The organism is Massilia mucilaginosa, from assembly GCF_011682145.1.
Classification (GTDB): domain Bacteria; phylum Pseudomonadota; class Gammaproteobacteria; order Burkholderiales; family Burkholderiaceae_D; genus Telluria_A; species Telluria_A mucilaginosa.
Genome location: NZ_WHJH01000170.1, coordinates 1 through 839 on the forward strand (window position 1 = coordinate 1; position 839 = coordinate 839).

The window sequence follows — 839 nt, forward strand, 5'->3', positions numbered from 1 at the left end:
CATCTGGGCGTGGGCGCAAGCACCGAGCCGGTGATCGCGCGCCGTTATCAGTACGACGAGAGCGGCAACCTGCTGGCGGTCGACGATAAACGCAACGGCCGCAAGACCTACAGCTACGACGTGATCGGCCGCATCATGAGCGCCGTGCAGCCGAACCTGGCGGAGCGCTTCGCATTTGATCCTGCGCACAATCTGCTCGATGAGACGGTAGCGAGCGCCGGCCGGGTCGAAGGCAACCGGGTGCGCGTGTTCGAGGACAAGCGCTATGACTACGATGCGCACGGCAACCTGACCGAAAAGCTGATCGGCAAACACACGCGCCTGACGCTGGAGTGGAATGCGGCGCATCAGCTGGTCAAGTCGGTGGTGACGCGCAACGCCCAGGAACCGAATCCGACGGTGCAGACCGTCAAGTACGCCTACGATCCGTTCGGACGCAGGATTGCCAAGCGCGATGGATTTGGCCTGACGCGTTTTGTGTGGGATGGGAATCGCTTGCTGTGCGAGGCGCGCGGGAAGTGGGAGCGCACCTATGTGTATGAGCCAGACTCGTTCGTGCCGCTGGCGCAGCTCGATTCGGTTGCAGGCGATGGCGACAGCGAACGCCGCAGCAACGTCCATCACATCCACACCGACCATCTCGGCACGCCGAATGAGGTGACCGATCAGCAAGGCGAGATCGTCTGGGCGACGCAGTACAAAGCTTGGGGCAACGTGCTGCGGGTCGTCCAGCCCGCGCCGCAGCGCCACAGTGTGGCCGCTACCGAGGCTGAGGCGGCGAATGATGCTGCACAGTTCCAGCCGATCCGTTTTCTGGGGCAGTATCACGACAGCGAAAC

General features: G+C 63.1%; 1 protein-coding gene. It reads left to right on the forward strand.

Features of this window, described 5'->3' with window-relative positions; all coding sequences use genetic code 11:
- Positions 1–839 (forward strand): RHS domain-containing protein (locus tag F2P45_RS34315; protein ID WP_187367260.1); only part of this gene is annotated, 839 nt, incomplete at both ends.